Source organism: Dyadobacter sp. SRI_021, from assembly GCF_057586235.1.
In genome coordinates, this window is sequence record NZ_JBYCZM010000001.1 from 1022989 (window position 1) to 1049729 (window position 26741).

A 26741-nucleotide genomic window follows, 5' to 3' on the forward strand; every position below is an offset into this window, starting at 1 on the left:
GTTGCTAATCGTGTTTTTTACCTTCTAAAACATTAAAAACGTGCAAAACATGCGGAAAGAGCGCATCAATGTATTCTGTTACGCCGCCGGTGCTGCCAGGCATGGTAATGACGAGCATTTCACCAATAAAACCGGCCGCTGACCGCGACAGCATCGAAGTCGGGACGCGCTCCTGCCCATACTGGCGTGCGGTTTCGGCAATACCCGGGATTTCCCGGTCAAGCAGCTCCGAAACTGCCTCCGGCGTTACATCGCGGGGCGACAAACCGGTACCGCCGGTAATGAGTACCATATCATATCCTGCGCCTTGCAATGCATGTAATTTATTCTGAATGCCCGCTTTGTCGTCGGCGATGATGCTGTAATCGCTAACTTCCAGTTTGAAGGCTTTTAGTTTTTCGATAATCCTCTTGCCGGATCTGTCTTCGCCGATGCCATTTGAAATACTGTCGGAGCAAACTACCACCGCGGTTTTCAAGCCTTCCGGCGCGGGTTTGCGGTCGCTTTTCCCTCCCTTTTTTTCCAATAACCGGATATTCCGTATTTCCACACCTTTATCAATCGGTTTGAGCATATCGTACATCGTAAGTGCCACTACTGACGCCCCGTGCATGGCTTCCACCTCAACGCCCGTTTTGTATATTGTTTTAACTGTCAATTCAATAACGATTGTCAAATCTTCAATCCGATATTGAACTCCGGTATATTCGACGGGAATCGGATGACAGTCAGGCAGCAAATCGGGCGTTTTCTTGACGGCCAAAAAGCCCGCCGCCTTGGCCATTTCAAAAACATCGCCTTTCGGCACACTCCGGTTTTGAATCGCCTCCACAGTCTCCGGCTTGCTCACCTGCACAATAGCTTGCGCTGTGGCAATGCGGAGTGTGTTGGTTTTATGGGTAATGTCGACCATTTATGATTTTGAATGATTGAATGATCGAATGATTGAATGATTAAATTCCTTTTATTCGGTCATTCAATCATTCAGTCATCCAATCATTAATTAGTATTCTCCTTCCAGACATGCTGCCCCTCGCCCACCAGCTCCTTCCCAAAAATGGGCACATTGGCTTTAATTTCTTCCACAATATATTCCGAAGCCTCGAATGCCGCCTTGCGGTGCGGGGATGATACGAACACAAAAAGGCTGATCTCGCCCGTGGGCACAAGGCCCAGGCTGTGGTATATGTGCATACACGTGAGCTCAAATCTGGCAAATGCTGCCTCACGGATGTCGTGGAATGCCTGCTCTGCCATTTCTTCGTAGGCCGTGTAGTCGATGCCCGTTACGGCACCGCCTTCCTTCTGGTCTGCGCGAATTTGCCCAAGAAAGATCGCGTGCGCACCAATACCCGTTTTGGACTGGTGGCTCGCTATCGACTTCGCGACAAAATCGGGGCTGATCGGCCCCTGAACAAAGACCTTTTTGGTTTTATGTGCTTTTTCCATGTCCTGCTGTTATCCTCCCGCAAACGGTGGGAGCAATGCGATCTCCGCCGGGGTTTCTATTAAAACAAAATCCTCCGAAATTTTCTGGTTGACCGCGATCTTGAATTTTTTATCGCGCATAGCGGGGTACTTGTCCAGCACTTGCGCACGGAATTGTCCTACCGTCAAACCGCCAGCCGTATTCCAGACTTCGTCCGACAGCCCGGCAGTCTCCGCCAGCATTCCAAAATATTTGACTTGAAAACTCATTGGTACCTTATATCCATTCGATTCAATAACCCGTATCCGGTTCGCAGGGTTCAGAGCGGAAGTAAATGTACCTCCACCAGCTCGTCCGCTTCGACCCTATTTTGTGACACAGGTAGGTAAATAATTGCATTCGCAACCGCAAACGAGCCTATTACGAATGATTCCTGCCCATCGAGCGATACCACTTCGCCACCTTCCACCCGCGCTTTCAAAAACTCATCACGCTCGCCGTCGAAACGGTAAGCGTGCCGTAAAGGCAGTCTTACCGACCTTAGGAACGGCTCTTTACTGCCCATTATTTTCTTCAATGCAGGTAATACATACTCATAATAACAAACCAGCGACGACGCAGGGTTACCGGGCAATGCGAAAATCAGCTTTTCACCTTTTTTACCAAACAAAAGTGGCTTACCGGGCTTTTGTCTTACTTTGTAAAAAATCGTCTCGGCTCCCAACGCTTCCAATGCTTTACCAACAAAATCGTAATCGCCTACCGAAATCCCGCCCGAAGCGAGAATGACATCGTATTCTTCCAGCAACGCTCCCAATGCCGCTACCGTAGCATCAAGGTCGTCCGAAGCGTAGCTTATCGCAACCTCGACAATCCCCGCTTGCTCCAATGCAGCTTGCAGCATCGCGGAATTGGACTCATATATCTTCCCGGGGACCAATGCTTCCCCGGCTCTCAGCAATTCATCACCGGTAACCAATAAACCAATCCGCGGCTTGGCGTGTACAGTTACCTCATTCACATTCATTCCCTTCAAAAAACCGACGGCACCTGGTGAAATGAGCGTCCCCGTGCGCAATGCGACCGCTCCCTGAGCTATCTGCTGCCCTGCCCGGCGGACATTTTTGCCTTCGGCAACCGGAAATTCATGGATTTGTACGGAACCGCTCGCCAACGAGGTATTTTCCTGCATCACCACCGCGGTTGCACCATCGGGTACGGGCGCCCCTGTGAATATGCGCACGGCAGTACCTGCGTTCACAGCCGGCAAATCGGCCTGACCAGCCTTCGATTCCCCCACGAGACGCAGCGATGTCCCGGCTTCGGTTACATCGGAATGCACAATTGCGTATCCGTCCATCGACGACTGCCTGAACGGCGGAAGCGCTATCGGCGAAACCACATCAGCCGCCAGATAACTGCCTATGGCCTGTTCCAATGGTATTTGCACCGCTGGCAGCGTTACGGTATTTGCAATAATTCTCTCTTTTGCCTCGTTGACTGTGACCATATTTCAAAAAATACCATACAGAAAATGCAAGTTAACACATTAGCGAGTGCAAATGGAACAGTTTGAAATTGTCGTCCGAAACGCGACTTTGCCCAACAATTGGCGACATTTTCTACAATAATACCATTATCCCCACAGAATGCAGCTTTGTAACCAACTGACCATCAATAGGTAAAACTTATACTAAAAAGCCAGCCTCTTGCTATAATTACATTCAAAGCAGAAGTTTGCGTTTTGTGCTAAGCGCCTTTTACCAATTAAAATTTTACGTTCTGTCCGCCTGGCGCAGTTTTTATTCAGGATCACTTGCCGGAGACAAAACGTGACGTTCTTATTTTTGTCCTAGAATTACTTTCATCAAACCCCTATAAATCAGTTTTTTACCCCAGATTAAAATTTTATTTATTCAATACCGTTATCTTTGCACTTCGGCCCAGTGCCTAAAATGATGTTTCACGAAATACAAAATGCATGATTAGACTTATCTTTATGGCCTTCTCAATCGCGATATTCGGCAAGGGTCCGGTGAGCGAGGTGGAGGTGGAAAAGAAGGAGCTGAAAGAAACAACCATCATTGATTCAGATCTTCTTGCTATTGACTTCTGTGGCGAAGCCGTTCCTTTATCAGAGCTTCGAATCGCCGAGCGATATCAAAACATGATCAGAAATTACGACAATCCCACTTTTCGTAAGCTGATGACCACAACGAAAAAGAGGATGCGGATCATCGAACCCATTCTCGAGAAGTACGGAGTACCAGCCGATTTTAAGTATATTCCTTTGATAGAGAGCGCTATGAAAGATGAGGTCACTTCTCATCGCGGCGCAGCCGGATACTGGCAACTGATGCCTTCTACGGCAAAGTCTCTCGGGCTGGTTGTAAACGAAACCAGGGACGACCGCAAACATTTGGTCAAATCGACCCACGCGGCAGGCAAATACCTCCGCGACCTGTATAAACAACTGGGTTCCTGGACATTGGTAGCTGCTGCTTACAACGCAGGCCCGACGCACATCCAAAACCGGATGGATTCGCAGAATAAAGATGATTATTTCAAACTCCGCCTCAATTCGGAGACTGCGCGGTACCTCTATAAAATCCTCGCTGTAAAAGAATGGTTCTCCAACCCCGAAAGAAGCCGCGAATGGGGCAGCGGTGATGTGGTCGACCGACTTTCTGCCTTCAAGATCGAGCAGAAAAAAGCGGCAGCATTGGCAAAGGCCGAAACTGAGCCCAAGGCAGGGTCATAACCTCCGTTATTTTATTTGAAAGTTCATAAGAAGAAAAGGATACATTATCCTTTTCTTTGTGTTAGTATAGGAAGGGCACAAAGCTGCCCTGCTTATTTTTCATACCTCTTTAATACTCACTTTTGACATGACAAAAGCGGAAATGATCACTGACAAGGGCACAATGCTCATCGAATTCTACGATGAAGATGCTCCTAACACTGTGAAAAACTTTGTTGATCTCTCTAAAAAAGGCTTTTATGACGGTGTTATTTTTCACCGTGTAATTCCTGACTTCGTGATCCAGGGCGGCGACCCTACCGGTACCGGCCGTGGAGGTCCTGGCTACAAAATCGATTGCGAACTCACCGGCGGCAACCAGTACCACGACCGTGGCGTGCTTTCCATGGCACACGCTGGCCGCAACACCGGCGGTTCACAATTCTTCATCTGCCACAGTCGCAATAACACTGCGCACCTCGACAGGAACCACACCTGCTTCGGTCGCGTGGTAGAAGGCATTGAAACGGTTGACCTGATCCGTCAGGGTGACAAGATCCAGAAAATCACGATCATCGAAGAGGCGTAAGCACTCGATGATTACTAACAAAAAGGGGGCGGAATTGACTTCCGGCCCCTTTTTATGCTACATGACGGCTATCTCACCAAAAATGGCCGTACAGGTAAGAAATAATCGCAATGACCACGATAGCACCGGTAACGAAGCCGCGATGCGGCATAAACATCGATGCATCGATAGCGAGCCCTTTTTTCTCGTCAGGCAGTAGCAGACCGAGAATAACCATTACCACTACACATATCAGGAATACAAGACCCATCCGGTCGAGGAACGGAACTTGCGTCCAGTCGGCAAACGGGAAATAGTTGTTGTGCATCGCGAGTGCGATCAGGAACCCGCCCACGATCGCGAACAATGCGCCCGCGGAATTGGTACGTTTCCAGAAGAAGCCCATAATGAACGATGCGAAAATCCCCGGCGACAGCAGACCTGTCATCTCCTGGATAAATTGGAAACCACCTTTTTTATCGATGCCCATATATGGCGACACGACGATCGCGAGGATCATCGAGATCACTACCACCGCACGACCAATGCGTACGAGGGTCTTCTCGTCGGCGTTTTTACCAATGTAGTTTTTGAAAATATCCAGGGTAAAAATCGTCGAAATGCTATTCGCTTTACCGGCCAGGGACGCCACTACGGCAGCTGTCAATGCGGCGAACGACAGACCTTTCAAACCGGTTGGAAGCAAGTTCAAGAGCACCGGATAAGCCTTGTCTGCATTAATCACGCCATCTTCACCGAGCATTTCCGCCTGGAACATGCCCTTGCTGTACAATGCATAAGCTGCAATACCGGGCAATACCACGATCACCGGCATCAACAATTTCAGGAAAGCAGCGAAAAGGATACCGTTACGGGCTGTCTTCAAATCTGCTCCCAGGGCGCGCTGGGTAATGTATTGGTTACAACCCCAGTAGTTCAGGTTCACGATCCACATCCCACCGAGCAATACTGCCAGGCCAGGCAGCTGCATATAGAATGGGCTGGATTTAGGAAAAATCATGTGAAAGTGATCGTCGTGATTTTCACGCATTACTTTGAAACCCTGCGCGATACCTTCCACACCTGCATTGTCAGACACCAGGTTAATCGCGAGATAGGTCGTAGCCAGACCACCGATCACAAGGAAGAAAACCTGAATTACGTCTGTAAAACCGATCACCTTCATCCCGCCGATTGTAATTATAATGGCGAAAACCGCGAGGGCGATCATACAAAACTGGAAATCAAGCCCCGAAATCCCTGAAACGGCCAACGCTCCCAAATACAGGATCGACGTGAGATTCACAAGGATGTATAATGCCAGCCAAAACACCGCCATAATCAAGCTCACCGATTGGTTATATCGCTGGCTAAGGAACTGGGGCATGGTGTAAATCTTGTTTTTGAGATAGATAGGCATAAAAAAGACGGCCACTATAATCAGTGTTGCCGCCGCCATCCATTCATAAGTCGAAATTCCAAGACCCATCGAAAAGCCGTTTCCTGACATCCCGATAAACTGCTCAGCCGAAATATTCGAAGCGATCAACGACGCGCCGATCGCCCACCAGGTGAGGGAGCCTTCTGCCAGAAAGAAGTCCTTTGTTGATTCAACCTTTGATTTTTTCCGCTGATAAATCCAATAACCGTAACCGGAGACTACAATGAAGTAAAAGAAGAAAACGACATAATCCAGTGTTTGTAATTGTTGCATTTCAAATAATAAAATAGATGAATGAATGAGATTGATCAGTTTAGATTGAAACGTACATTATTTTCAAAAAAAAGTGCAAAATCCGAACGGGCGTGCCAATATTCCATCCCGTTTTAAAAAGGAGCGCATAAATATAGCCTGTAAGCACCTATTCGTAATGCTTTACTCTGATATTTTCTTTGAATCTTTAAAATGGTGTGGACTCATCAGCCCGTATGCTTCTTCAAAAGGGGCTCCGTTTTGCATTTTTGTGATAAAACACTGCAAACCAGCTTCTCTGCGCAGCAACAGCCAGTAGGAAACTTCCATTCCGGCGGTCATGTAGGCACTCATGACGTGCTTTTGTCCTCCTCCAAAAAACTCCCGCATGGTGGAAATGTCTTTAAGTAAAAGCAGGTCGCGACCATTGCGCGTATAGTAACGCCACTCGTACCTATACGCGCGGTAACGATCACGCGGCTCAGTTTCGCTCACAAAGCGTCGGTCGAGCATCAATGCCAGGCCTTCGTTGAACCATTGGGGAATGTCGTTCGTCGTACGCCACCAGCCGATGCGTTTCAGCAATTCGATATGGCTCATTTCGTGGGCAATCACGTCGGTATTCATGCCCTGAGCACTCAGGATCACATAGGAACTGCCCCACGGTGTGCCGATGCTGCACCCGGCGCCTTCGGTGCTGCTGCAATATTTCTGGTATTGCTGCGGGGTTTGGCAAATGATGATTTTCGGACTGGACTTTCTGCCTTGATAAAAGGAATCAATGCGAGCTTCGGCGAGCGCGATAGTGCTTTTGAGAGTTTTGTGTTTTTTCGGATTGATATCCGGGCTGAAATAAACCTTTTTATCTGTTGACTTGAAGTTGGAAAATGCGATGAGCTCGCAGTGGAAGATTTGCGGATAGAGGAAAAAGAGGCTACCCAACAGGATGATGAATCCGGTCAGAAGGAATCTGATGAGTTTCCGGAGTGGGTTCAAGGGGTATGTTTTTTTGCCACGAAGAACACGAACCTACACGAAGGACAATTCGTGCCTTTTTCGTGCCTTCGTGGCAATTTAATTCTTAATGCTTAAAGTGACGAACCCCGGTAGTTACCATCGCAAGCCCATTCGCATTGCAATAATCCACCGAATCCTTGTCACGAATAGAACCGCCCGGCTGAACCACCGCAGTAATACCTGCATGATGCGCGATCTCCACGCAGTCTGCAAATGGGAAGAATGCGTCCGAAGCCATCACCGCCCCGTTCAGATCAAAGCCAAATGCCTTGGCCTTCTCGATCGCCTGGCGCAATGCGTCCACACGTGAAGTTTGGCCGGTACCGCTAGCGAGCAATTGGTTTTCTTTTGCCAGAACGATGGTATTCGACTTGGTATGCTTGCAAACTTTCAATGCAAATTCAAGGGCAGTAACCTCGCTGGCAGTAGGCGCCTTCTCGGTAACCGTCGTAAACTGCGCCGCAACTTCGGTTGCAAGGTCTTTATCTTGTACCAACACCCCATTCAAAATAGTTTTGAACATAATTTGTGGCAATACCACATTATTACGCTTCAACAAAATGCGGTTCTTTTTCGATTTCAAAAGCGTTAATGCCTCTTCATCGTAAGCCGGGGCGATCAGGATTTCCATAAACAGCTTGTTCAGCTCCTCAGCAGTCGCCAGATCAACTTTTGTATTGGTAATAACCACACCACCAAATGCAGAAACCGGATCGCAGGCCAGCGCGTTGTCATAAGCTTCTTTCGCAGTTGGCGCGGTGGCGATACCACAGGCATTGGTATGCTTAATGATCGCGAATGTCGGCTGAGCGTCAGCGAACTCGTCGATCAGGCTTACGCACGCATCCACGTCCACGAGGTTGTTGTATGAAAGTTCTTTTCCGTGCAGTTTGTCGAAAATGCCTTCCAGGTCGCCATAGTACTTAGCGCTCTGGTGCGGGTTTTCGCCGTAACGGAGTGTTTGCGAAGTAAGTTTAGTGAAATCGAAGAGTTCCTTATCCGTTGTTTCTTTTCCGGATGTGAAGAAGCTGTTGATCGCGCCATCGTAATGCGACGAAACTCCAAATGCCAGACCTGCATAGTAACGCCGGTCTTCGATATCGGTAGCGCCTGCTTTTGCATTCAAAAGCTCCACTACCTCCGCGTACTGACTGCGGGATGATACGATGAGTGTATCTTTAAAATTTTTCGCCGTTGCGCGGATCAGGGAGATACCGCCTATGTCAATCTTCTCGATAATGTCCTCCTCGCTCGCGCCGGATGCCACCGTTTCCTCGAAAGGATAGAGGTCCACCACCACCATGTCGATGGCAGGGATGTTGTATTGCGCTGCCTGTGCTACATCGCCTGCGTCGTCGCGGCGGTATAAAATACCACCCATAATAGCAGGGTGAAGCGTTTTAACACGCCCGCCGAAAATCGAGGGATAACCGGTCAGCTCTTCGGCAGCGGTCACGGGAATGTTGAGATTTTCAATGAAAGTCTGAGTTCCCCCGGTGGAGTACAGCTTTACGCCGTTATTATGCAGGAGGCGGACCAAAGGCTCAAGTCCGTCTTTGTAATAAACAGAAATAAGCGCGGATTGGATTTTTTTAGACATTGTGCAACGTTTGCTCTAAGATTACAAATTCGGGATTTTGCTTACATTCGGCATTTCGGCTCGTCCCATGTTGAAAAATAAACCGCAAAGATAGCCGAAAAATCAACGAAACCGGCAGCGGAACAGACGAAAATCAAAACGTTATCATTCTGAAACCAAGTTTAAAAAGCCAACACTATGAACCTAGACCTGACCGGAAAAACAGCACTGGTATGCGGGAGCACACAGGGCATCGGGCTCGCAGCCGCCGTTGAAATTGCATTACTGGGCGCAAATGTGACCCTCGTGGCCCGGAACGAAGAAAAACTGCGCGAAGCCGTCGAAGACCTGGACACCTCGCTCGGCCAGCTCCACCGGTATGTGGTAGCCGATTTCGCTGACCATGAGGCCGTGAAATCCGCCATCGAAAACTACCTCCGCCTCTGCCCGGATGTCCATATTCTCGTTAACAACACCGGTGGCCCCTCAGGCGGTCCAATCATTGAAGCGGAAGCCGACCAATTCCTGAAAACTTTTCAAATGCACGTGATCAACAACCAGTTTCTGGCACAATCGGTGGTGCCGTCGATGAAAAAGGAAGGTTTTGGCCGCATAGTCAACATCATTAGCACCTCGGTAAAGCAGCCAATCATCGGTCTCGGGGTCTCCAACACCATCCGAGGTGCCGTCGCGAGCTGGGCCAAAACGTTATCGCTCGAACTCGGGCAATATGGCATTACCGTCAACAATGTATTACCCGGCTACACTGAAACAGCACGGCTCGACTCGGTGCTGGAAATGCGAAGCAAAAATCAAGGCAAAACCAGAGAGCAAGTCGCCGAAGAACTGAAAGCCGGCATTCCGATCCGGCGGTTTAGTGAGGCTAAAGAAGTTGCCGCGGCTGTGGCGTTTCTGGCCAGTCCGGCAGCGGCGAGCATTAGCGGGGTGAGTCTGGCGGTGGATGGGGGAAGGACGGAAAGTTTGTAACTATCCAAGATGATTTAGTATTTAAGTATACTTTAATATATTTGAATGCTAAATCTCCCCTTATGACTCGACCTCTTCTCTTAATCTTAACTGTATTGCTGTCAATCAATGCTTTATGCCAGACAGATTCCGTATTTCTGCATGAAAATCCTGAACCTGTTTTAGGCAAAGTCTTAATTAACCATAAAAGCGGGAAAGCAAGTGTAAAAGGTGCCGGTCACACGACTGCTACATTTCTTTTCAATGAGATCCGCAGAATCAGGCTGGGCAATGGCGGAACCTATATAAGTGAGAACCCGAAATCCCAGGTGCAGCTGCTGCTATTGCTTGTTGAAGGAAAGTTCAGCCTGCTTTTTAACGAGAAGGAGCGGTTGTACTATGTGCGCACAAATGATTCGCTGCTTGTCATTTCACAGGCACATTTCAAGCGGGCATTACCGCTAATTTTTGGGAAGGAGCTAACCGACGGATATTACATCAAATCCAACACTGCGCCCAACTACACCGCTAAATATCTTAAAAAGTTGACTTCCTACGCGAACATGCTAAGCCATTCATCGGAAGTCATCCATGAACAAACCATCAATCAATTTAAGGTACGGGTGAGCTTAGGGCTCCTTGCCGGATTTGGCTACAACAGGACGGCATTTGATGTGAGGGCAGGCGACATCGGCGGCAGAGTAGTTTACAAAAAGTCTCCCTATATGTCTGGAACTTCAATGCCTCTCGGGCTGAGCCTGGATATTGCGCTGGCCAAAAGGATGAGCATTCGGTTCGACGGGTATCGGAACAATCTTTCGATCCAAAACCTGAATATTAACGACTTTGGAGATGCTCGAATCGCTTTTCCAAATTATCTGCTGCACCCCGAACTCTACGACCCCAGCCTGCAACTGACTGAGTTATCTTACAAAACCTGGCAGATTGATATTGCCGGAAGCTATACAATTATCCGCCCCGACAGAAGCAAATTAACACCATACTTGTTCGCAGGCCCAAGCATTGTCAGGCTGAAGAGTGCGGAAATGGGGCTTTCCACACGTTACCGCGAGACAGAAGATGCGCCGTATAACAGGATAACAGGTTATGTTTTACTCGACCGGCCTGTTCATATGATTGGATTCAACGCCGGCCTGGGTGCACAATACCATACGGGCAAACGATGGACATTCCGATTGGCGGTCAAATTCGTCGGCGGTATTTACACGAAGATTTCTCATACCAGGATGTCTCCAAAAGTCAAAAATGAGACTACCAAACCCGACAATACCTGGAACTTCGGGGGTAACGTTTTTTCGAATGTATATGATCAATACACCCGAAACCTCAGCGTCAACGGAGGCGCTTATTTCCGGTTATAGATATTATTTTTTCTCCTTAATCACCATCAACCTGTCATCGTTACGCGCGGCCACAACCGCCGTACCAGTTTTCAGTTGAATGCGCTTTGACCGCTTCACTTGCCCACGAACTTGCAGGCCATTAAGCGGCTCGGGGGCAAAGTTGCAGTTCCCTTTGTTGATAAGCACCGTGCCGTAGTCTGCATCGTAACGGCCCATTTGAATATTGCAGTCGTAAAAATTACCCATCAGCAGTACGTCCGGCAGTTTGTCGCCGTTGGCGTCGATGATCTGTGCATCGTAGAATGGCCCCCATTGCGCACGCCCGGGCAATGCGCTCATCGTGAAATTTCCTTTACCGTCGTTTACGAGAATCGCATTATGAAAATAATCGGCCGCGAGAATTTGGGATTTCTCAAGTTTATCAGCTCCGACAATATCAGCGAGACTGGCTTTTGCAAACTCGGTAGCATAAATGTACTTTTTCCGGATTACAGGCATTTGCTTCTCCATTTCCATTTTCGTGGGAAAAAGCGCCTCCTTACCATTCAGAAACGTGGTCAATAAAGGTTCCTTACGACCGTTGCCATCAAAATCATTGATGTACATTTTCACTGGTTCCTGTGCCGAGGCTTTCAAACGACTGTTAAGGCCCAGGTTACCCGCCAGAATATCCAGGTCGCCATCGCCGTTAAAGTCATAAGGCATCGCGAAATTCCACCAGCCTTTACGGTCGGTGAGCACTTTCTTCTCAAATGCATTACCGCTTCTTTCAAAAACACAAATGCCGTCCCATTCCAGTGCTAACACAATGTCCTGCTTACCATCTTTATTCATATCCGCGAGTCGCGCGCTGCGTACATAGCCGATTGTCGCCAATTCGGGTGCATACCGGGCAGTGACGTCAGAAAACTTACCGGTACCATCGTTTTGAAGCAGGTAGGAACGTGGTTTTTCTCCGTAATTAAGCGGGACAGCCCTCCCACCGATGAAAAGATCGACGCGACCGTCGCCCGTAAAATCAAAGGGGACAATGCAAGAGGCGGTCACGAAAATGTTGGTAAATGCATCCTCTTTCGGCGTGAGGTTCCCTTTACCATCGTTTAGGTAAATGCGCGGCCTCTGGTAGGGTGAGTTGTTGCTGAACTCGTTCCCCCCTGTTGCCACCACAAGGTCGGGGTGCCCGTCTTTATTCACATCGGCCCACTCTGCATCCACCTCCTCATAAGTGCTATCGCTGATGAATGCAGGCTGCTGCAATTCCGTGAATCTCCCGGCAACATTCTGGACAAACAAATGGCTCCGCAGCATTTTCGACGAGCCGACATAAATATCTTCGAGGCCGTCGTGATTAATATCTGCAACTGCTATCGCCGGGCCTTCGGCCGTTACTTCGAACGGGATCAGTGAATTCCGGTCAAACTCAATGAAATTATTCTCTTCGTGCCGGAAATCCAGTCCTAGCTTACCTGAAATGTCTTCAAATGCAAAAGCCTTGCTTTCCTTGCTCTGCCTGAATGCGGCGTAGTCAAAAACAGGCAATCCTTGTCTATAAGTAATGGATAACGAATCGGTCAAATCCTCTGTCTTAAGAACCTGATAACGATTATCCGGCCAGATCACTACCATGGAATCAATCTCCGCCTTCTCACCGAGCCCTATGTTCAAGGGCACTTCCATGCTCGACTGAAACCCGCGCACCGGAAATTTCTCGTAGCTCAGCACATTATCCTTTTTAAACACAAGACATTTCGCCCCGATCGCATTCAGATTTCCTTCTTTGCCTTTAAGATACAGGCGCAGAAAGTCGTGCTTCAACTTCTTGCTGTTCAGATTTTCGTAAACAAAAGCCTTCTCATTGATATTGTTCGTCACAATATCCAGATCGCCATCGTTGTCCAGGTCTGCATAAACAGCTCCGTTGGAATACGATATTTTATCATTTTTGATATTTGGGGCCAAATCATCAAACGAAAGCGCTCCTTTGTTACGAAAGAACTTATTGGGCAACTTGATTTCCGGCAGCTTGTCGGCCAGGCCGGGGTCATTTTCATCGAAATTTTTGTTGCGGATCTTTTCCTGTACCACGTCGTCGGATACGAACTTGATGTAGTCTGTGTCGTTCATCCGCTTCGGAATGCCATTCGAAATGAATAGATCCTTCAAGCCATCATTGTCAAAATCCGCGAACAGCGCCGCCCATGACCAGTCCGTCGCATGCATGCCTGCGAAGGCTCCAATCTCGCTGAAAGTGCCGTTTCCGTTGTTGAATTGCAGGTTATTCCGCGCAAACTGGTAGTTATATCCCTGTCGAATCTTATATTTGAAAATACTGTAACTATCCTCCCCTTCTGATTTTTTCAGGATTTCGTAGTCGGAAGGAAGCATATCCAACGACACGATTTCCGGCAACGCATCATTATTCAGATCGCCAATATCGACGCCCATCGAAAACTGGCTCGTGTGCATCAAAGCTGAATCCGTTTGATCGCTGAAACGACCATTTTTCTGATTGATATACAAATAGTCATTCTCGTGGAAATCGTTGCCAATGTACATATCCGGATAGCCATCAAAATTGATGTCGCCTACCCCGAGACCCAACCCATAGCCCAAAGCTGAGCTGTGAATGCCCGCCTCCTTCGTGATTTCTACGAACTTGCCGTTCTCGTTGCGGAACAATTTATCGCCCGCGAGCGGATGTACAGTGTCTTTGAATAGATCGCGCCGCCCGAACGTGCCGTTCTGATGGACCGAATGGTTGAGTTGGAACATATCCAGGTCGCCGTCCAGGTCATAGTCGAAAAACAATGCCTGTGTGCCGAAAACAACCAGATCGAGGCCGTATTCCTTGGATCTTTCCTCGTAAACAGGAATGCCTTCCGGCGTGATTCTCTGGCATTCAAATAGCAGGTTATGGCCTTTCATATTCTCAAAATCGCCAACCTGACTAATGTAAATGTCCAGCAAACCGTCCTGGTTAATGTCCACCACGGAAACCCCGTTGGACCATCCCTTATCCGCCGAAAAATGGGCTTTTGCCGTTACATCCTCGAATTTCAAGCCCGAGCGGTTCAGGTAAATGCGGTTAGGTTCCTGATTGCCGGTAAAGCACAGGTCTATCAAGCCGTCGTTGTTCAGGTCACCGGCACCGACACCCCCTCCATTATAGAAGTACATATAATAGAAGATATTGAAATCCTTCGTCGGTTTGAGGGTGTTGGAAAAATCGATCCCCGTGCGCTCGGCAGTATGCAGCTCAAAATCATAATCAACCGGTTCCTCTTTTCCACCGCAGGCGAATGCTAGCGCCGCTAAAAAGACCATCCGGCACTTTTTCAATATCGAATCAAATGAATGAGGATTCAGCAAAACGAATTACAGTTTGTTGATTTTAAATAAAACCGGCGCGGCATTGTTGACAAGATTAATGAGGTAAGGCTGTCCCGCGATTCGGATCGGGCTGATTTGCTTCACTTCGCCATCCAGTGCGTAACCGCTCTGAACGGCCTGTAAAACCTCGAATTGCATATTGCCCTTGTTGATCAGCACATTGCCCCGGCATGCATCGAGGCTTCCAAGCTGCGGAATAAAATGCGTGAAATTGCCCCCCACAATGAGGTCAGGCTTACCATCATGGTTTACATCTTCGCTTTGAATCGCATTCAGGCACGAAAACTGCGCCATATAAGGCAATGCAACGAGCTTAAACTGCCCCTTGCCATTATTCATTGCGACGGCAGATTGCAGGTAAGTCACCGATTTTTCCACCGCTGATTTCAGCAGATCTGCCGGGAAAAGTTCTTGCACAGTGAGCACTGCGTACTCCGAATGTTTAATGCTCTTCTTTTTCAGAAACGGAAACTGGGTAGTCATTTCACGTTTCAGTAACACAGGCAGGTCTTTGGAATCGACCGTTTTGGAAATGACTTTCTCGATCGTACCATTTTTGTTAAAGTCGTTAATCCAGATTTTCAGGGGCGCATCCGCGTTCGCTTTGAGTGAAAAGTTCTCACCTATGTTGCCCAGGACCAGATCCTGGTAACCATCGCCGTTGAAATCACCCGTTTTGAGCGCGCCCCAGAAGCCCGAATAACCTTCAAGGCCAGTGGCAATCTTCTTAAATGCACCGTTTGAAAACTTGAATGCCGCAGGCGCCATCCAGTCGCCTACTACCACCAGTTCCTTCTGTCCGTCTCCATCGACATCGACCCATGCTGCGTCGCGCACCATTCCCACTTTGGCCAGTTCAGGCGCGATCGCTTTTGCTACTTCTTTAAAAACACCATTCCCATCGTTCTGATAAATGTAGCTCCGGGGACTGGAACCATATTCACGCGGGACGCTCCGACTGCCGACAAACAAATCGATATCACCGTCGCGGTCGTAGTCTTCGGCGACGATTACCGCCGTGTTCATCGCATTAGGCGGTAATGCGCGGTTATTAAGCGTAAAATTACCTTTTCCGTCGTTCAGGTACAGGCGTGTGGGTAGGTCGGGGCTTGACACAAGGCTTTCATTGCCTCCGCTTCCGACCACGAGATCACGGTCGCCATCGCCATCCGCATCGAAAAACAACGCGGCAGTGTCCTCAAATCCGGCCAGGTCGCTGAATACCTTTTGCGGTGATTTTATAAACTGCCCCCCTTTTTGGAAATACAATTGCCCACCCTGGCCTTTACCACCGCACACATAAATATCATCCAGTCCGTCGCCATTCACATCACCAATTGCCGCCTTCGGGCCCTCCTGCGACAGCATAACGGGGATATTCCGCTCATTATAAAAATCCTCGTAGCGATTTTCCTGGTGTGGCAGAAGCCCTAGTTCCGCAACATTGGTGAGCAATAATGGCCGAAAAACGGGTGGCATTCCGGATCCAAGTGATGCATCTTTAATTGAAAAGGCATATGTTGTATCCACCGACAGACTAACCTTACGAGTAGTTTTCCGATCAGGCCAGACGACGCGAACAGAGTCCACCACATTAATTTGTCCTAAACCAATAGTCAGCGGATATTCGGTACTTGACTGGAAACCACGTGCAGGGTTCAGCTGCTTGCTAAAAATCTGGTGCCCGGCGTACACTTCAATTTTTGAACCGATCGCATACGTATTTTTCCCTTCTCCGCTAAGCTTGAATTTAATGTAATGATGATTTTTCTTTTTAGTTTCAGACTTATTCCGATAAACAAAACACGTCTGATTCACATTATTCACCACGAGATCAAGATCTCCATCATTGTCAAGATCTGCATACGCAGCACCATTGGAAAAAGACTTTGTACCAAAACCAAATTCTTCTGCTCTTTCCTTAAATCGCAGATTTCCCTCGTTATGAAAAAAATTGTTCGCAATCGGAGTGGAGGGCATTCTATCGATGATGTTCTGCATTTGTTGCCGCTCGCCGGATAACACCATTTTTTGAGTTACTTCATTTGCAAAAAAATCGATAAAGTCCTGATCAATTACATCATGTAAAATTCCATTACTTACGAATATGTCAGTTTTGGAGTCATTATCGGCATCAAACATCAATGCACCCCAGCTCCAATCGCTTGCAGCCAGTCCTGAGTAATGAGCAATTTCGCTGAATGTCCCGTCCTGGTTATTGAATTGCAGGCTATTTTGCATGAATTGGTTATGAAACCCCTTCTCCTTTTTTAAATTCAGGATATAATGGTTTTCAAAAGACGTAGTGGTTCTAAGCCTGTATTCATCCAGCGGAAGCATATCCGTAACAAAAATCTCGGGATAGCCATCGTTATTGATATCGGCCATATCCGCTCCCATGGACGCCATGCTCGTATGTTTAATCCTTTTTTCCAGTTCTTCCGAAAATGTCCCGTTCTTTTGATTAATGTATAAATAGTCTCTTTCAAAAAAATCATTGGAAATGTATATATCAGGATAATTATCCCCATTTATATCACCCACAGTTACACCCAGTCCGAAACCAATCAGGCTACCATATATTCCCGCTTCTTCACTTACGTCCGTAAAGTTTCCATTGTCGTTGCGTAGTAGCTTATCACCTCCGCCTTTCAGATAATCTTTTACAGGCCAATCCTTCGCCCTCAAGGCTCGATTATTGGCATAGTTGAGAGTATTCACCGGAATAAAACTATTGTTCAAAATGTAGGCATCTAAGTCTCCATCCAAATCATAGTCAAAAAAGGCTGCATGTGTTGTATAACCGGTTTCATTAAGTCCGTACTTCTCCGCGCACTCAGTAAAAGTCAAATCGCCATTATTAATATAAAGCGCATTCCCTTGTTGGTTAACAAATTTGCGGTAACCTGCATTACAAACATAAATATCAAGCAAACCATCCGCATTAACATCCACCATTACAACACCTGTACTCCATTTTGATGGCTCCGCAACACCTGCCTTCTCGGTAATATCTTCAAATTTCCAGCCTCCTTTATTCAGATAGAGCTTATTCTCGCCCATATTTGCTGTAAAGTAAATATCTTGTAGGCCATCGTTATTAATATCACCGACAGCCACCCCTCCCCCGTTGTAAAAATTGCGATAATTGAAAATATTTACTTCCTCAGAATCCTCGACGGAGTTTTCAAAATCGATTCCCGTATCAGACTTCGGGACCAATTCAAAAAGTACTTGATCATTTTTTTCTTTACATGAAACTAATGTCAGTGAGATCGGCAGGAACAGTCGAACAAAAAATTTACTCAACGGATGCATCAGAGAATGAAATATCATTAAAAAAACAACAAATACTGTTGAAAACCTGAATTACTGAAAGTCCTCCCATTTCATGTCGAGGAACAAAACATTTGGTTGTTTAAATACGATTGAGCCGCTAATATCCATAAGATTCCTATCAAGCTCGAATCCATTGTACTTTCCGCACTTTCCGTTAATCTTCATAATCAGCCCATCTTTGGTCAGCTCCGTAATTTCAATTGTCCCGCTCGACATCAAATAACCCTCACCAATTCTGTTTTGTTTGTCAATAATTCTACCAATCATGAAGCGGCAATCATTCCGGTTAGCCTCCAATACTTCATATTTCATCGGAAATTGCTTGTACCACTGCGGGGCATAAAAACCAAGCATGATTTGCCCTTCAAACTGATCGGAGATATTGAGACTAAACCGATCTCTTTCTACTTGAATGTTTCCGCCGAACAAGCTCTCATTGGAATAAAACCACTTTCCACCGATTTGAATAGAAACCTTCGCCTGATTTCCTTTCAAAGTACCTAATACTTGCTTCTCGTCAGGCGCGCTCCCAACATTACCAGAGCATGAAGCAATAAAGGCAATAAAAATGCAAAGACTTAATAACTGAATCCTCATATATAAAAAATGAAAGCAAAAATACTCACAGAGAGTATTTTTGCTTCTTATTTATTAACCTGACCAGCTTACTATCCTAGTTATAACCTGGATTCTGAGTAAAATTCGGGTTTGAGATAATGGCGGTAGATGGGATCGGGAAAAGCACTGTGTGCGGCTCCTTTACGATAGCCCCTTCACCATTAATATACTTTTCAAATCTAATTTCGACTGTTCTTTTGCCACCCTCCCAGTACATCTCTCTTCCGATTTCATCAAAAAGACCGTCTAACGTCAAAGTAGTCAAAGCTTTTGCACCTCTCGCAGTTCTCAGTTCGTTAATCAATTTCAACGCTCCGGCAACATCACCGCTTCTGAACATCGCTTCCGCCTTCGCGAGATATACTTCTGCATAGCGGAGCAAAACGTATTCGCCCGCAGTTGCCGGGTGATATTTAATTACACGAATACCTTTTTCCGTGGCTGCGCCAGTTAAAGGAACATCTCTTGTAAACACCAACGGTTTTTGCGATCTGGTATCGATCACATCCTGGATTTTTATCTTGCCAGCAGCATCTTTCACATAAACACCGTCGGCGTCTTTAACAGGCCCCCTTTGTTGACCGATCAAAAACCCTTTTCCAAGCCATGAATACTGAGAACCATCCTCCGTCGGCTTTACACCTTTCCGGACATCGCCATCCTCAAATTTATCATAGAAGTCCGCGAGCGTCGTAAACCCGTTCCATCCGCTGGGATCCTGGCTGTAATGCAGTGTCATCATCCAACGGTTTTCCGGTGTACCTTCGATACTCACGAAAATCACTTCCGAAGCCGCCGTTTTTGAAAAGTTATTGAAATAATCCTTTTCGAGAGCATAGCCATCTGCCGTAACGGCGTCGGCATACTTGATTACTTTTTCCATATCCGCTTTATCGAAAGCATATGGCCCCTCAGGTTTCGCCGATTTGTACACTGCTTTATTAAGATACAGCCTGGCCAGCAGTGTATTTGCAGCAGCCTTCGACGCAACGCCATTTGTGGCAGACGGACCTCGCTTCGACAAATTGGGAAGCGCTTCTTCCAGATCCTTAACGATAAAATCGAATGCTTCCGACCGCGTCATTACTTTGGGATTCACATCTACTCCATCCGTTACATTTCTGAATGGAACTTGTCCCCAGAAATCCATAACATGAAACATGTGAAACGCCCTCAAAAATTTAGCCTCAGCCGCCTGAGCCGGTGTGGGATTTGATGCTATAATTTCAGTTGCCTTGTAAGCACGCTGGTTAAGCAAATTCCAAGATTCTCTGATCGCCTGGTGAGTAGCGTCCCACGAGTGAGAATCCAACGTCCTCCATACCCCGTTATCTCCCCAGTCGACTCCCCGGGTCGGCGGGATCATCTCTGCCGACGTGTGCTCGCCAAGCGCATAGATGTTATTTTGGTCGGGATACGTACCAAGATCCTTGTAAGCAGACACCAACAAAATCGCAGGATCACCGGGAGTAAAACCGGCCCCGGTTGCTTGGAGAATGGAATCTTTTTCTTCCGTAACCAAATCGGTGCAAGAGGCAAAAGACAGGGCTGCAATGCCGGCAAGTACTAATCTATATTTTTTACTTTTCATAAGAACTGACATTAAAATGAGATGTTAGCACCAATAGTCCACGTTCTGGCCCTTGGATAGGAAGTGTAATCGATTCCAAAGGAAGGAATGTCATTCAACTGTTTGTTTGTGCTTACTTCCGGGTCCTGCCCACTGTATTTAGTAAATACCAGTAAATTCTGACCCGTAATATACAATCTTAGGCTTGAGAAAATTTTGTTTCCCGACAACGCTGGCAATCGATACCCCAGCGTCAGGTTTTGCAACCGAACAAAGTCCCCTTTTTCCAAGAAACGTGTTGACACATCGGGATTATTTGAACCGCTCTCTCCATTTCCTATCACATCTTTCGTCACATTACGTCCACCTTGGAATGAACCGGCAGTGAAAAAGGCATTGGCAGTATTGGAATAAATATAGTTGCCGAACACGCCGTTGAAAAACAGACTTAAGTCGAAGTTCTTATATCTCAAATTATTAGTCAAACCACCAGTAACTTTCGGCAGGGGGCTTTTTCCATTTTGAAATTTTTGAACATCGCCCGAGGGAGGAACGATATTGATCCCATTCTCGTCAAAGCCTACAAAGTCTCTGACGAAGAAAGCGAACAGCGGCTGACCTTCCGCGATGCGTTGGGCAAATGCGCCCGAAAGCCCTTGTCCGTTAATCTCACCTGTATCGTAGGTACCCTTAAGGTTCTTCACAAGGTTCTTATTGTAAGCAACATTAAATAGAACTTCCCAGGAAAAATCCTTTTGATCCACGACCGCCGCGTTAAGGCTCAGTTCTACTCCCCTATTGAGGATATCCGTATCAAGATTGGACCATGTAAATGGAGTAGACGCCGGCTGAGCTGCAACAACTTTAAATAGGAGATCACTTGTATGCTTTTCATAAAAATCGATACTTCCGGACAATCTGCTTTTCAGAACCGCAAAGTCGAGACCTATATTAAGTGCTTTGGTAGTTTCCCATTTCAAGTCAGGATTTCTGAACGAAACATCATTAACCCCACCACCATTGATGTCGCCACTCGTATTAAATGACCAATCTCCGTATCGCTTTCTCAGGTCATACAAGTTATGAGGAATCTCCTGATTACCTGTTATGCCATAACCAACTCGCAACGCCAAGTCGGTGAATACCTCTTTGGGTGCGAAACTCTCCTCTATCAACTTCCATTTAAAGGCTCCTGATGGGAAGTAACCGTATTTATTATTTCCCCCGAACTTGGTGGAGCCGTCTACACGAAGTGTACCGGTAAACAAATATTTATTACTGAAACCCAAGTTGACACGTCCAAAGTAAGATTGCAGTTCATCCTTGGTTGACGATGAATTTTGGATAAGTGTTCCGTCTTTCCCGCTGACAACAGAAGCAAGGTTATTAATCATCAAATCCAGGTCACTGGTTTGAAAATTATACGCCGCAACATTCTTGGTTGCCTTCTCGAAACTCTGGTAAGAATATCCTGCCAGTGCATTCAAAGACATCGAACCAAATTCCTTATCGTAAGTAAAGTAGTTTTCCCACAATCTGTTGTTTGTTTCTATATCCCGCACATAAGCACGACCCTTACCCGCGTTTCCTTCAATAATCAAGTCTCTCGAATACGCTGATTTCCTGCTGGAAAATGATTGATCGAAACCTAGAACCGTTTTGAATTTCAATCCTTTCACGATTTCAAGTTCCGCGTTAATGTTGCCCAACGCACGCAAAGTATTGGTGTTATCCCTGGACATATTCAGGAACGCCAATGGGTTCGGTTCTGTCTGGCCGGGCTGGTAATATTTACCATCCTTCATGATGGGATTCGTGGGATTCGTTTTGATCATCCCTCCGAGCAGATCCCCCGTAAATCCGGAATTTTCAGAGATGGGAACTCCCTTGTCCTGCGTATTTGCCAAATTAAGATTACTCCCAATCGTAAGACGATCCTGAATAAATTTTTTTGTACCGTTAAATCCTATACTATATCTTTTAATCCCTGACTTCTCAATTATCCCGTTCTGGTTGAAGTAGCCAAGAGAAAAACGGTAGTTTCCACTCGCATCTCCCCCTCCGTAAGAAAGATTATGCTGATTAGTGAATGCAGTCCTTAGCAGTTCCTTCTGCCAATCGGTTGCCCCCCCCGCGTTTTGACCGCCCGCAGCCACGTATTCCTCGGCAGAAAGCAAATCATATTTTTTGGTTATTGTACTTACTCCCAGAGAGTAGCCATAATCCAGCGTCCCTTTACCTTTACCTTTTTTGGTTGTTATAAGTACAACCCCGTTTGCTCCTCTCGAACCATAAATCGCTGTGGCCGACGCATCCTTGAGAATGTCTATACTTGCAATATCGTCTGGATTCAGAAAATTCAGCGGGTTTTTGGCAGCCTGCCGTCCAACCCCTGCTGCATCTCCACCTCCCGAAACATCATCTCCGCTCAAAGGGACACCATCTATCACGAACAGCGGATTGTTTCCTCCGCGCACGGATGTCGTTCCCCGAATCCTGACGTTGATCCCCCCGCCCGGCTCTCCGCTTGACTGGGATATCTGCACCCCGGCCACGCGCCCCTGCATCAGTTGTTCAGGAGATGTCACGATACCTTTCTGAAAGTCTTTCGAACCCAATGCCGAAACCGCACCGGTCGCATCTTTCTTCTTCACAGTTCCGTACCCAACCACCACAACTTCCTCCAACGCTTTCACGTCTTCCGAAAGCACCACGTCCACCACCGATTTGTTGCCTACCTGCACATCCTTCGTTTCGTAGCCAATAGCGCTGAAAGTGAGGGTTGCATTGCCGGGAACGCTGATCTGGTAGTTTCCTTCTACGTCAGTATTGGTACCTTTTGTGGTTCCCTTTACCGTAATTGTCACACCGGGAATACCTCCGGTTTTTGCGTCAGTAACTTTGCCGGACACATTTACGTCCTGTGCCAGCACTTTTCCGCCGATACCCACTATGGCGAACAGCAAGGCAAAAATTCCGACATTGAAATAGAATGGTCTTGTCTTGCCGCGGGGGATACGTACACCCGGGAGCTCATGCTGACGAAGTACATGAAAGGATAAATTCATCATAGGTTAGATATTAATTAGGTCAGATTGCTAGCCGCTTTGTATTATTTTGACATCACTTCCATTTTTAGCTCGGTAAATCCTCTTAGAAGCCTCAAAAGGTACTTTTACTGAACTTTTGTTTGAAATAATATAAAATAAACATCGCCACTTGTACAAAATAATATAAAATGCTCGGATAATGCAATACAAACCAAGCAGATATCCACCCCGAAAATGATTTAATTTCGAACAATAGTTACATATCTGTTTTAAGTCCAAATTAAGTATTTGAGAAGTACAAATACAGGCACATATGCAGCTATTTTTAATTCCGATTTAACCGCTTCACGCCACTTAGCCAACATTTTGCTGGACTTCCTTCACGGTTGTGCGTAACTTTGAGTCCGTTATTTTTCCAGTTAATTGCATTTATGACATCCCCGTCTCCAATATCAGATGCAGATCTGAGTTTGCTTGCACAAAGCCTCGAGGGTGACCTCTTCTACGACAATACCATGCGGACGTTATATGCAACCGACGCATCTGCCTATCGTGAAATGCCGCTTGCCGTCGCTATCCCTCAATCGATCGGCGATCTCAAGACCCTCATCTCGTATGCCACGGAAAAGAAAGTTTCGCTGGTTCCCCGTACTGCAGGCACCTCGCTCGCGGGCCAGGTAGTAGGTAACGGTATAATAGTAGACGTTTCGAAAAATTTCAATAAGATCCTTGAAATAAACGCGGAGGAACGCTGGGTACGCGTGCAGCCGGGCGTCGTGCGCGACGAGCTGAACATGGCCCTCAAACCCTATGGACTGTATTTTGGGCCTGAAACCTCCACCGCCAACCGTGCGATGATCGGCGGGATGGTTGGAAACAATTCGTGCGGTTCTAACTCGATCGTATACGGAAGCACGCGCGAGCATTTGCTGGAAGTAAAGGCGATACTGGCTGACGGCAGCGATGCGGAGTTCAAGAAGGTGAGTAGCAGCGAATTGCAGTCGCTCCTGAGCGATGCCCGCCAGAAAAACGGCAGCGCTTCGCTCCTGGATAAAATATACCTCAAAACGGATGCCATCCTGAACTCGCCGGAAAACCAGGCCGAGATCCGGAAAAACTTCCCTAAGCCTTCGGTAGAGCGCCGTAATACAGGTTATGCCCTCGACATGCTCCTGAACATGGAGCCTTACACGACGGGCACAGGTGCCGACAAGCCATTTAATATGTGCAGTCTGATCGCCGGGTCGGAAGGTACACTGTGTTTTCTTACGGAAATTAAGGTGAACCTGGTGCCGCTGCCACCGAAAACGCAGGGCCTCGTGTGCGTGCATTGCGACACGATCGACGAGGCGTTACGGGCGACCATCCTAACACTCAAATACGGCCCGCAGGCAGTGGAACTGATCGATGAATATGTCCTGGAATGCGCCGCTACCAACGTGGAACAGCGGAAAAATGCATTCTTCGTCAAGAACAAGCCTGACGGAAAGTTTCCCGCGATCCTGGTCGTAGACCTTTCCCGCGAGACAAAGGAGGAAGTGGAACAGCTGGCTGCCGATCTGGAAAAAGAATTCAGAGCAGCAGGTATTGGCTTTCACTATCCGTTACTGTTCGGTGATGATACCAAAAAGATATGGACGCTGCGGAAAGCCGGGCTGGGCTTGCTGGGCAATATCCCCGGCGACGAAAAGGCGGTTGCCGTAATCGAAGACACGGCGATCGACGTCTACGATCAGCCCGAATATATCCGTGAATTCAACGAGATATTGAAAAAACACGGGATGTCGGCGGTGCATTATGCGCACGCAGGCTCGGGAGAACTGCATTTGAGGCCGATTATCAACCTCAAAACCAGTGAAGGACACCGCCAGTTCAGGATGATTGCGGAAGAGATTGCGGATTTGGTGAAGAAATATGATGGCTCGCTCTCCGGCGAACATGGCGACGGCCGCCTACGCGGGGAGTTTATCCCTAAAATGGTGGGCCAGCATAACTACCAGCTTTTCAAGGACATCAAGAAAACCTGGGACCCCAACAACATTTTCAACCCGGGCAAGATCGTCGACACAGCGCCGATGGACACGTTTCTCCGGTACGAGGCCGATCAGAAAACGCCCGCATTCAAAACGAACTTTCGTTTCTACGACCAGGATATCCTGCAACACGCCGAGCAATGTAATGGCTCTGGCGACTGCCGGAAAACGCATTTGAGCGGCGGCACCATGTGTCCGAGCTTCATGGCAACGCGCAACGAAAAGGACACCACCCGCGCCCGTGCGAACATCCTGCGTGAGATGCTCACGCGCTCACCTAAGGAGAACCGTTTCGACAACAAGGAGATCAAGGAAGTCTACGACCTCTGCCTCGCTTGCAAGGGCTGCAAAGGAGAATGTCCTTCGAATGTGGACGTTGCGAAACTGAAAATGGAGTTTTTACAGCAATATCATGACGCCAACGGTATCCCCCTGCGCTCATGGCTCGTTGGCAACTTCTCCAAAATGACCGGCCTCGCCAGCTACGTTCCATGGGCATACAACCTGATTTTCAAGAATGCGCCACTCCGTAAAATTGCAAATACGATCGTAGGTTTCCACCCCGAACGCACCATGCCGCTGCTGCACAGCACGACATTGAAAAAATGGTATGACCAACGGAAGAAAAGCGCTCCAAAATCGGAGCGGAAAGTCTACCTTTTCTGCGATGAGTTTACCAATTATAATGATGTAGAAATTGGCAAAACGGCTATTCTCGCATTGGAAAAGCTCGGTTATGAGGTAACTATCCCAAATCATGGGCCTTCCGGGCGGCCGCAGCTATCCAAAGGCTTGCTGAGAGACGCAAAGAAAATCGCCGAAGAGAATATCCGCATGCTGAAAGACCTTATCTCACACGACACGCCGCTGGTCGGCATCGAACCGTCGGCGATCCTCACATTCCGCGACGAATATCCCGATCTGGTCAGCGATGAACTGGTGGAAGACACGAAAAAGGTCGCTCAGAATGCATTGCAGTTCGACGAGTTCATAGCCCGTGAAATCGAGCTCAAAAACATTACGAAAAATCAATTCACAAAAGAAAAACGGCTCATCAAGCTGCATGGACATTGTCAGCAAAAAGCCATTTCGAGCGTAATACCGACGAAAAAAATGCTTTCGCTGCCCGAAAACTACACCGTACAACTCATTCCATCGGGATGCTGCGGTATGGCCGGCTCATTCGGATATGAAAAAGAGCATTTCGACATTTCCATGCAAATCGGTGAGCTCGTACTCTTCCCGACCGTGCGGCAGCAGCCGGAGGAAGTGATTATCGCCGCCCCCGGTACCAGCTGCCGCCACCAGATTCACGACGGAACCGGCCGCAAGGCACTGCACCCGGCGGAAATCCTTTGGAATGCATTGGTTTAACATATTTGGAA

17 protein-coding genes are annotated in these 26741 nt (G+C 47.4%); 5 read left to right on the forward strand and 12 right to left on the reverse strand.

Going from position 1 to position 26741, the window contains the following annotated elements; genetic code table 11:
- Positions 1 to 4 precede the first annotated feature (4 nt).
- The 4 genes from moaCB to AC2YIT_RS04290 all read right to left on the reverse strand — a co-directional run bounded on the left by moaCB (position 5) and on the right by AC2YIT_RS04290 (position 2939).
- The gene (gene moaCB, locus AC2YIT_RS04275; RefSeq protein ID WP_487278335.1) at positions 5 to 913 is read right to left on the reverse strand and encodes a bifunctional molybdenum cofactor biosynthesis protein MoaC/MoaB; all 909 of its coding nucleotides are present in this window, start codon (positions 911 to 913) and stop codon (positions 5 to 7) included.
- An 86-nt stretch (positions 914 to 999) separates the two neighbouring features.
- Positions 1000 to 1449, reverse strand: coding sequence for a molybdenum cofactor biosynthesis protein MoaE (locus AC2YIT_RS04280; protein ID WP_430842096.1), 450 nt, complete (start codon positions 1447 to 1449; stop codon positions 1000 to 1002).
- A gap of 9 nt (positions 1450 to 1458) precedes the next feature.
- The gene (locus AC2YIT_RS04285; RefSeq protein WP_487278336.1) at positions 1459 to 1698 is read right to left on the reverse strand and encodes a MoaD/ThiS family protein; all 240 of its coding nucleotides are present in this window, start codon (positions 1696 to 1698) and stop codon (positions 1459 to 1461) included.
- Between the two features lie 50 nt (positions 1699 to 1748).
- On the reverse strand, positions 1749 to 2939 hold the full coding sequence (locus AC2YIT_RS04290) for a molybdopterin molybdotransferase MoeA (protein WP_487278337.1): 1191 nt from the start codon (positions 2937 to 2939) through the stop codon (positions 1749 to 1751).
- A 471-nt stretch (positions 2940 to 3410) separates the two neighbouring features.
- On the opposite strand from AC2YIT_RS04290, the gene AC2YIT_RS04295 reads away from it, so the two are divergent.
- Both AC2YIT_RS04295 and AC2YIT_RS04300 read left to right on the forward strand, forming a co-directional pair.
- The gene (locus AC2YIT_RS04295; protein WP_487278338.1) at positions 3411 to 4190 is read left to right on the forward strand and encodes a lytic transglycosylase domain-containing protein; all 780 of its coding nucleotides are present in this window, start codon (positions 3411 to 3413) and stop codon (positions 4188 to 4190) included.
- A 127-nt stretch (positions 4191 to 4317) separates the two neighbouring features.
- On the forward strand, positions 4318 to 4758 hold the full coding sequence (locus tag AC2YIT_RS04300; RefSeq protein WP_430842088.1) for a peptidylprolyl isomerase: 441 nt from the start codon (positions 4318 to 4320) through the stop codon (positions 4756 to 4758).
- A 73-nt stretch (positions 4759 to 4831) separates the two neighbouring features.
- Here AC2YIT_RS04300 and AC2YIT_RS04305 read toward each other — a convergent pair whose 3' ends face one another.
- The 3 genes from AC2YIT_RS04305 to purH form a co-directional block, all read right to left on the reverse strand.
- Positions 4832 to 6451 (reverse strand): sodium:solute symporter family transporter, encoded by a 1620-nt coding sequence (locus AC2YIT_RS04305; RefSeq protein ID WP_430842085.1) that lies wholly within the window; start codon positions 6449 to 6451, stop codon positions 4832 to 4834.
- 162 nt (positions 6452 to 6613) lie between these two features.
- Positions 6614 to 7426, reverse strand: a complete 813-nt coding sequence (locus tag AC2YIT_RS04310) for a hypothetical protein (RefSeq protein ID WP_430842082.1) — start codon at positions 7424 to 7426, stop codon at positions 6614 to 6616.
- 85 nt (positions 7427 to 7511) lie between these two features.
- A complete protein-coding gene (gene purH, locus AC2YIT_RS04315; protein ID WP_487278339.1) occupies positions 7512 to 9047 on the reverse strand; it encodes a bifunctional phosphoribosylaminoimidazolecarboxamide formyltransferase/IMP cyclohydrolase in 1536 nt (511 codons plus the stop codon).
- A 177-nt stretch (positions 9048 to 9224) separates the two neighbouring features.
- On the opposite strand from purH, the gene AC2YIT_RS04320 reads away from it, so the two are divergent.
- On the forward strand, positions 9225 to 10013 hold the full coding sequence (locus AC2YIT_RS04320; RefSeq protein ID WP_430842078.1) for an SDR family oxidoreductase: 789 nt from the start codon (positions 9225 to 9227) through the stop codon (positions 10011 to 10013).
- A 95-nt stretch (positions 10014 to 10108) separates the two neighbouring features.
- Entirely contained in the window at positions 10109 to 11374 is a 1266-nt protein-coding gene (locus tag AC2YIT_RS04325) for a hypothetical protein (RefSeq protein ID WP_487278340.1), read from the forward strand.
- A 3-nt stretch (positions 11375 to 11377) separates the two neighbouring features.
- Here AC2YIT_RS04325 and AC2YIT_RS04330 read toward each other — a convergent pair whose 3' ends face one another.
- The 5 genes from AC2YIT_RS04330 to AC2YIT_RS04350 all read right to left on the reverse strand — a co-directional run bounded on the left by AC2YIT_RS04330 (position 11378) and on the right by AC2YIT_RS04350 (position 23344).
- Positions 11378 to 14680 (reverse strand): VCBS repeat-containing protein, encoded by a 3303-nt coding sequence (locus AC2YIT_RS04330; protein ID WP_487278341.1) that lies wholly within the window; start codon positions 14678 to 14680, stop codon positions 11378 to 11380.
- Between the two features lie 51 nt (positions 14681 to 14731).
- Positions 14732 to 17968: a VCBS repeat-containing protein gene (locus AC2YIT_RS04335; protein ID WP_487278342.1), complete on the reverse strand. Its 3237-nt coding sequence runs from the start codon at positions 17966 to 17968 to the stop codon at positions 14732 to 14734.
- Between the two features lie 147 nt (positions 17969 to 18115).
- Complete coding sequence (locus AC2YIT_RS04340) at positions 18116 to 18682, reverse strand: hypothetical protein (protein ID WP_487278343.1); 567 nt, start codon at positions 18680 to 18682, stop codon at positions 18116 to 18118.
- 76 nt (positions 18683 to 18758) lie between these two features.
- The gene (locus AC2YIT_RS04345; protein ID WP_487278344.1) at positions 18759 to 20294 is read right to left on the reverse strand and encodes a RagB/SusD family nutrient uptake outer membrane protein; all 1536 of its coding nucleotides are present in this window, start codon (positions 20292 to 20294) and stop codon (positions 18759 to 18761) included.
- A gap of 11 nt (positions 20295 to 20305) precedes the next feature.
- On the reverse strand, positions 20306 to 23344 hold the full coding sequence (locus AC2YIT_RS04350; protein ID WP_487278345.1) for a SusC/RagA family TonB-linked outer membrane protein: 3039 nt from the start codon (positions 23342 to 23344) through the stop codon (positions 20306 to 20308).
- Between the two features lie 410 nt (positions 23345 to 23754).
- Here AC2YIT_RS04350 and AC2YIT_RS04355 point away from each other — a divergent pair, with 410 nt between their 5' ends.
- Complete coding sequence (locus tag AC2YIT_RS04355) at positions 23755 to 26730, forward strand: FAD-binding and (Fe-S)-binding domain-containing protein (protein ID WP_487278346.1); 2976 nt, start codon at positions 23755 to 23757, stop codon at positions 26728 to 26730.
- Positions 26731 to 26741: the final 11 nt, after the last annotated feature.